The sequence below is a fragment of the Desulfothermus sp. genome (assembly GCF_053993635.1).
Genome location: NZ_JBMYBT010000084.1, coordinates 1 through 7,580 on the forward strand (window position 1 = coordinate 1; position 7,580 = coordinate 7,580).

7 protein-coding genes are annotated in these 7,580 nt (G+C 35.2%); all 7 read left to right on the plus strand.

Translation table 11 applies throughout. The features are described from left to right. On the plus strand, positions 1-446 hold a 446-nt coding region (locus ACY2V1_RS06600; RefSeq protein ID WP_461834003.1), incomplete at its 5' end, for a DHHA1 domain-containing protein. Between the two features lie 28 nt (positions 447-474). Then, on the plus strand, positions 475-1,491 hold the full coding sequence (locus ACY2V1_RS06605; protein WP_461834004.1) for a PSP1 domain-containing protein: 1,017 nt from the start codon (positions 475-477) through the stop codon (positions 1,489-1,491). A 17-nt stretch (positions 1,492-1,508) separates the two neighbouring features. After that, the gene (gene metG, locus ACY2V1_RS06610) at positions 1,509-3,422 is read left to right on the plus strand and encodes a methionine--tRNA ligase (protein WP_461834005.1); all 1,914 of its coding nucleotides are present in this window, start codon (positions 1,509-1,511) and stop codon (positions 3,420-3,422) included. Beyond that, the gene (locus ACY2V1_RS06615; RefSeq protein WP_461834006.1) at positions 3,422-4,009 is read left to right on the plus strand and encodes a TrmH family RNA methyltransferase; all 588 of its coding nucleotides are present in this window, start codon (positions 3,422-3,424) and stop codon (positions 4,007-4,009) included. Before metG ends, ACY2V1_RS06615 begins: the two co-directional genes overlap by 1 nt. Before the next feature lie 8 nt (positions 4,010-4,017). After that, positions 4,018-5,085: a chorismate synthase gene (gene aroC / locus ACY2V1_RS06620; RefSeq protein ID WP_461834007.1), complete on the plus strand. Its 1,068-nt coding sequence runs from the start codon at positions 4,018-4,020 to the stop codon at positions 5,083-5,085. Positions 5,086-5,102: 17 nt separating this feature from the next. Beyond that, on the plus strand, positions 5,103-6,476 hold the full coding sequence (locus tag ACY2V1_RS06625; RefSeq protein WP_461834008.1) for an MATE family efflux transporter: 1,374 nt from the start codon (positions 5,103-5,105) through the stop codon (positions 6,474-6,476). Next, positions 6,463-7,332, plus strand: a complete 870-nt coding sequence (locus ACY2V1_RS06630; protein WP_461834009.1) for a DUF2156 domain-containing protein — start codon at positions 6,463-6,465, stop codon at positions 7,330-7,332. The genes ACY2V1_RS06625 and ACY2V1_RS06630 overlap by 14 nt, the downstream gene beginning before the upstream one ends. Positions 7,333-7,580 lie beyond the last annotated feature (248 nt).

The window sequence follows — 7,580 nt, forward strand, 5'->3', positions numbered from 1 at the left end:
ACGATAAATTAAAGGACAAGGTAATTGGTCTCCAAGAGGAGGTAAAAAAACTTACAAAACAAAAGGAAGAATTGGCGAAAAAGACTCTATTTTCTGGAAGTGGTGATATCTTAGATGAAGTAGAGCAGGTCAATGGAATTAATGTCCTTATCAAGGAAATGGATATATCTGATGTTAAGACCATGAGAAATATTATGGATGGCATAAGAGATAGACTCAAATCAGGTGTAGCACTTCTATGTTCAAAGGATGGAAAAAAGGTTACTTTGTTATTATATGTGAGCAGGGATCTCCATGATAGATTCACAGCAAATAATCTTATTAAGGAAATAGCAAAAGAAGTAAAAGGTGGAGGTGGAGGAAGAGACGACCTTGCACAGGCTGGTGGAAGTTATCCAGAAGGTCTTGAAAATGCCAAGGCTAAACTCAAAAAATTGATAGGATAGATAAGTTTAAGTGAAGGAATAGAATGGTATGAGAAATTTTGTGGGAGTTAAATTCAGGGACTATGGGCAGGTCTATTTTTTTGTAAACGATCATTTTGAACTAAAAAAAGGTGACAAGGTAGTTGTATCCACTGAAGAAGGTGTTGGACTAGGCGTTGTGTGTGTTGTGTCAAATAAGCCTCCAAAAAATATTGATTTATCTGAGATAAAGCCAATTGATAGGTTAGCCACAGAAGATGATCTGATTAAAGAACAAGAAAACAAGATTTTAAGCAAAGAAGCCTTTGATTTTTGTAAAAGGAATATAGAAAAGCTCGGTCTTGAGATGAAATTGGTGGACGTGGAGGTTAGGTTTGATAGGAGCAAGATCATATTTTATTTCACAGCGCCTACAAGGGTTGATTTTAGGGAACTTGTTAAGATTTTGGTCAGACAATACCACACCAGGATTGAACTTAGACAAATTGGTGTGAGACATGAGGCTCAGATGGTGGGTGGAGTTGGCAATTGTGGTAGAATTTGTTGTTGCAGATTGTTTTTAAAAAAATTCGAACCAGTTACCATCAAAATGGCCAAGGAACAACAGCTTTTTTTAAATCCTTCAAAAATTTCAGGCACCTGCGGTCGGCTTTTGTGTTGTCTGAATTTTGAAAGGGAACTTTACACTGATTTTCAAAAAAGGGCTCCAAAGATAGGTAGAAAATATGTAACTAGACTTGGGGAAGTGAGGATCCTTAGGGCCAATATATTCAGGGATTCATTGATTGTGGATACAGGCGCAGGTGTTGAAAGAGAAATTTCTTTAACTGAATGGTTTGAGATTACTGAAGGTAAAGGGGATCTTTCCCACTATAAATATCTTTTCTCAGCAAAGAGCAGTAGTGAAGTAAAAATTTCTTCAATTAGTCTGCCCCAGAATTTTTTGTATGAAGATCTTGAAGAAATTCAGAAATTATCAGAAGAGGAAGACTACAATTTCTCAATTGAAGAGATAAATGGGATAGGGTCAAAAAATAAAAATAGTAAGGCGCAGAAAAAAAGATAAATGAGGGGGATATAGAAGTGAAAAAGACATTTTATGTCACAACTCCAATATATTATGTAAATGCTAAGCCACATCTTGGACATGCATATACTACAATTTTTGCTGATACTGTATGCAGATTTCATAAACTCATGGGAGAAGAAACCTTTTTTTTAACAGGCACTGATGAACATGGCGACAAAATAGTTCAGGCAGCAGAAAGTCAAGGCAAAAGTCCTCAAGAATATGTAGATGAGATAAGTGCTTTATTTAGAAATCTTTGGCCTGAACTTGATATTGAGAATGATAAATTTATCAGGACTACGGATCCATATCACAAAGAGTGTGTGCAAAGGTTTTTGCAAATAGTATATGATAAAGGGGATATATATTTTGGAGAATATGGTGGTTATTATTGTTTTGGGTGTGAGAGGTTTTATACAGAAAAAGAACTTGTAGATGGAATGTGTCCAGATCACAAAAAGCCCCCTACTTATATACACGAAGAAAACTATTTTTTTAGAATGAGTAAGTACCAGGATTGGTTAAGAGAATATATCAATGACAATCCAGACTTTATTCAGCCTGAACCATACAGGAAAGAAGTTTTATCTATGTTAAAAGAACCTATTGGCGATCTATGTATTTCAAGGCCAAAAAAGAGACTCACATGGGGCATAGAGATGCCCTTTGACAAAAATTTTGTAACCTATGTATGGTTTGATGCATTAATTAATTATTTAAGTGCAATTGGGTGGCCAGATTCAGAAGAATTTAAAAAATTTTGGCCTGCATATCACATAATTGCAAAAGATATCTTAAAACCCCATGCGATTTTTTGGCCAACAATGTTAAAATCTGCAGGTGTTGAAATTTATAAAGGCTTGAGGGTTCATGGTTACTGGAAAGTAGATGAAACAAAGATGTCAAAAAGTCTTGGAAATGTTGTAGATCCTCTATCTTTAAAAGATAAATATGGAGTAGATGGATTTAGATATTTTCTTATGAGGGAGATGCATTTTGGACATGATGGAAATTTTTCTGAAAAAAATATGATTGAGAGATTTAATGCAGACCTGGCAAATGATATAGGAAACCTCTTTAATAGAACCCTCTCCATGATAAATAAATATTTTAAAGGTAAACTTAAATCCCAAATAAGTTTTGAAGATATGGATAAGGAACTAATTTTACTTGGAAAAAGATCTTTAAATAACTATATAACATCTTTTGAATCATTTAATAGTGCTGAAGGATTGGAAAATTTAATGATATTTGTGAGGGCAGTAAATAAATACATAGATAGTGTTGCTCCGTGGACACTTTTTAAGAATAAAGATCTTGATAGATTGAACACAGTATTGTGGGTTGTGTTAATTTGTCTTAGAAAAATAGCCCTGGCACTTTGGCCAGTTATGCCATCTAGCAGTGAAAAGATGTTAAATGCAATTGGTCTTGCTCTAGATGTTAAAAGTTTTGATTTTAAGAGGGAAGCTGATGATTTTAGTACATGGGAGATTTCAGATAATCTACCAAAAAATTTAAACCTTTTCCCAAGAAAAGAAGTATTTAAAGAAGAGAAACCAAAAAAAGAAGCTAAAAGTTCAAAAAATGAAGAGCAGGAGAGCTATATTGATTTTGATGTGTTTCAAAAAGTGGATTTAAGGGTAGGAAAGGTTTTAGATGCGGCCAAACATCCAAATGCAGATAAACTTTTGTGTCTTAAGGTAGATCTTGGAGAGCAAAAACCTAGGTCAGTGGTTGCAGGGATAGCTAAATACTATAAACCTGATGAGCTCATTGGAAAAAATGTTGTAATGGTGGCCAACTTAAAGCCCAGAAAATTAAGGGGAGAGATTTCAGAGGGCATGGTGTTGGCTGTTCACAAAAAAGATGGTTTGCAAGTGTTAGCTATTAATGGAGAAATCGATCCTGGGAGTAAGATCAGCTAATGAAACAGAGGACTGAGAGGCGAATAAAAAAAATAATCTCCGTGTTATCAAAGAGGCAGAAGGATCTTACACTTATAATTGATAATATACACGATCCCCATAATGTATCTGCAATACTCAGAAGTTGTGATGCGTTTGGGGTGCATAAAATACATCTATATTACACAACTGAACAATTTCCTGAGCTTGGTAAAAAGAGTTCTGCCTCAGCAAGAAAATGGGTGGAGAGGGAAAAACATACAGATGCAAAAAGCATGATAGAATCATTAACCCGACAGGGGTTTAGAATTATTAGGACAGGATTTAGTGAAAAGGCAAAATCCATTTTGGAATATGATCTAACTGAACCTGTTGCAATAATCCTTGGAAATGAACATAGAGGCCTTAGTCCTGAACTAATGGAGTTAGTTGATGATGAACTGTATATTCCAATGCAGGGAATGGTAGAGAGTTTAAATGTTTCAGTTGCAGCAGCAATCATTTTATATGAAAGCTGGAGGCAAAGATGGGTTAAGGGCATGTATGATAGGCCGTCCTTTGATGAAAACACCCTCTCCAAATTAATAGAAATTTGGCTCAGTAAGTGAGGATAATTATGTGTGGAAATACTTTTGGCAGGGTATTTAGATTAACTACCTTTGGGGAATCTCATGGAATTGGGCTTGGTGGTGTGTTAGATGGGTGTCCGCCAGGCATTGAACTAAGTGAAGAGGATATACAAAAAGAGCTTGAAAAAAGGCGGCCAGGTAAAAATATAGGCAGCACAACTCGCTCAGAAAAGGATAAGGTACAGCTTTTATCTGGGATATTTGAAGGCTATACCACAGGTACTCCCATTGGTTTTTTTATTAAAAATGAAGATCAAAGACCAAGGGATTATTCCCAAATAAAGGATATATTTAGGCCTGGACATGCTGATTTTACATATGAGGCCAAGTATGGAATTAGAGATTATAGAGGCGGTGGTAGATCATCTGGAAGAGAGACTGTATCTAGGGTGGTTGGTGGTGCCATTGCACAAAAATTTTTAAAGACAAAAGGTATAGATTTTTTTGCATACACAAAAGAATTGGGGGGCATTGCAGCTGAAGTGATATCCCCTAAAACAGCTGAAGAACTTCCTTTTTTTGCTCCTGACCCATCAGTTGTGGAATTGTGGAAAGAACGGGTAGAGGAGGTTAAAAAACAAGGGGACTCAATTGGTGGTATTGTAGAGGTCCAGGTATTAGGAGTTCCCCCAGGACTGGGTGAGCCAGTATTTGATAAATTAGATGCAAGACTTGCGTACGCAGTTGTGAGTGTTGGGGCAGTTAAGGCAGTTGAGATAGGTTCAGGCATTGAAGCAGCACACCTGACAGGTAGCCAGAATAATGACTATATCACAAAAGATGGTTTTACATCCAATAATGCAGGTGGTATTTTAGGTGGCATATCCAGTGGCCAGATAATAATAGTTAGGGCAGCTGTAAAACCAATTCCTTCTATTTCCATCCCCCAAAAAACCATAAACAAAAGGGGGCAGGAGGTCTCTCTCCAAATAAAGGGAAGACACGATGTGTCTGCTATCCCAAGGATAGTTCCAGTCATAAAAGCCATGGTGGCCCTCACAATTGCTGATATGTATCTTTTGCAGTTTGGCTATGAAAAGGCCAAGATAGACTAGTTATCTATTACTTTAAGATGGATATCGATACAAAATCGCCCTATAAGACAATATTGTCTTTGGCCTGGCCACAACTTCTCATGATGTTTTTTCATTTCTGGATAGGCTTTCTAGATGTATATGTGGCAGGCTTAATAGATAAATCTGTTCAAGCAGCACTTGGAATAGTTACCCAGATTTTATTTTTTCTTTTAATTGTAGCTATTTCCTTTGCAAATGGAGCTGTTTCAACTATTAGCCAATCTATTGGTGCCAATAGGGAGATTAGGGCAAAGAGATATGCAAGTCTCTGTATAATAATTGCAATATTTTCTGGTGTTATTTTATGTGTGGTTGGATTTTTATTCAGAGATAAACTTACCTTACTGCTTGGTACACCAAAAGAAATATTTTATATATGTAAATATTTTTTAAAGGTATATGCCTTGCTTATTCCAGTATATTATTTGTTTATTGTTTCTAATGCCATATTCAGGGCAAGGAAAAATGTTTACGTACCCTTAATTAGCATAATGATTGTAACCATTTTAAATGGAATACTAAATTTTTCTCTTTGTTTTGGCTATTTTAACTTTCCAAAAATGGGTTTTAAAGGTCTTCCATGGGCGACGTTTATATCGGTCTCAGGGGGGGGTTTGCTAAATTATACAATCCTTTTAATGGATAGATGGATTTCAAAAAAATTTATTCCGCCTTTTAAATGGATTAAAAAATTTTTTCCATATTTATGGAAGGTGAGCTGGCCAATTGGACTAAATCAATTATTATGGCATTTTGCATACGTTATCTTGTTCTCCATAACTGCAACATTACCAAATAAAAATCTCATTGCACTTGCAGCTTTTACTGCAGGGGTGAGGATTGAATCGCTTTTATTTTTACCTGCATTTGCTTTTAATATGACTGCGTCAATCTTGGTAGGACATTTTCTTGGACAAGGAGATTTTAGAGAGGCAAAGGAAATTGCAAAAAAAATTTGGATGTTGGGAGTTACATCTATTACGTTTATGAGCATTATCTTATGGTTTTTTATACATCCTGTATCTACAATATTAAGCGATGATATAGGTGTTCAACTTGAAGTGGTAAATTATTTGAAATACAATATTATGGCCATCCCTTTTACTGTTACTACAATGATTTTTGGTGGTACCTTTGTTGGTGCTGGGGCTACTAAACTAAATATGATATGTGTTGGTGGATCTGTCTGGATAATCAGAGTTCCCCTAGCCTATCTCTTAGGGCATATAATTTTAAAGGAGCCAACAGGCATCTGGATATCCATGTTTTTTTCTCAGGTAGTACAATCAATATTTATGACAGGTCTGTTTTTTAAAAATATATGGGGTGGCTACTCAATGAAAAAAGGAATATCTTATGGCAAAATTTAGAGAGATAAAAATAGAAGATAGATCACTTTATAAGAAATATTTAAGTTGGTGTAGCCAGAAAAGTTCTGATTTTACTTTTTTAAATGTCTGGGGTTGGCAAGAGGTATATGGGCTAAAATTCTTGTTTGAAGAGAATTTTGTGTGGATTAAGCAAGATATACCAGATAGTTCTTTTTGGGCACCAGTTGGAAAGTGGGATGACGCTAATTGGAGAAAATATGCAGATTTTCTCAAAGGAAAAAATTTTACCAGGGTTCCTGAAAAATTAGTCCACATCTGGCATAAGTATTTTGATAATATGGAAATTAAAGAAGATAGAGATAATTGGGATTATATATACCTGGTAGAAGAATTAATTGAACTTAAAGGGAATAGATTTCACAAGAAAAAAAATCTACTTAGACAGTTTGAGAACTCTTATAAATATGAGTTTGTAACTTTAGATGATAAGTGGATTCATGAGGCCGAGAATTTTCAAGTTGATTGGTGTTTTTATAAGGAGTGCGATAATAAAGAGATTTTGATTAAAGAAAATTATGTTATTTTAAAGGTGTTTGATAATTGGAGTAAGTTAGATGAAATTGTTGGAGGGGGACTGTGTGTAGATGACAAGTTAATTGCATTTACAGTAGCAGAACCAGTTGATGATTCTACGTTGGTAATTCATTTTGAAAAGGGATGTCCTACTTATAAGGGAGTGTATCAGGCAATAAATAACATATTTTTAAGAGAGTGTGCAAGAGATTATACATATGTTAATAGGGAACAGGATCTTGGAGATAAAGGACTGAGACAGGCAAAAATGTCATACAATCCTTGTTGTTTTTTAAAAAAATATAATGTGAGCTTTTTTTAGTCTTATTTTCAAGGTGGGTTAAATTACAGATTGTCCTGATCAAAAATATAACCAGGACAATCTGTATGTTTTTAACTATGCCCCCAATTGTTCAGCAATTTGGTATTGGATTCCAATATCACGTCTAAGATCCAGTCTATTTCCCTCTGGGTTTTCCCTTGGGATTACTCTAATTTTTCCAAGGTCAAAGGCATTAAGCAATTTACTCCTTAGCCTTTCTGCTACAATACTTTTTGATGTACCATTTT

Coding starts and splice junctions, on each gene's coding strand:
- ACY2V1_RS06605 (WP_461834004.1), top strand. CDS start 475: ATGAGAAATTTTGTGGGAGTTAAATTCAGGGACTATGGGCAGGTCTAT.
- ACY2V1_RS06615 (WP_461834006.1), top strand. CDS start 3,422: ATGAAACAGAGGACTGAGAGGCGAATAAAAAAAATAATCTCCGTGTTA.
- ACY2V1_RS06630 (WP_461834009.1), top strand. CDS start 6,463: ATGGCAAAATTTAGAGAGATAAAAATAGAAGATAGATCACTTTATAAG.
- ACY2V1_RS06625 (WP_461834008.1), top strand. CDS start 5,103: ATGGATATCGATACAAAATCGCCCTATAAGACAATATTGTCTTTGGCC.
- aroC (WP_461834007.1), top strand. CDS start 4,018: ATGTGTGGAAATACTTTTGGCAGGGTATTTAGATTAACTACCTTTGGG.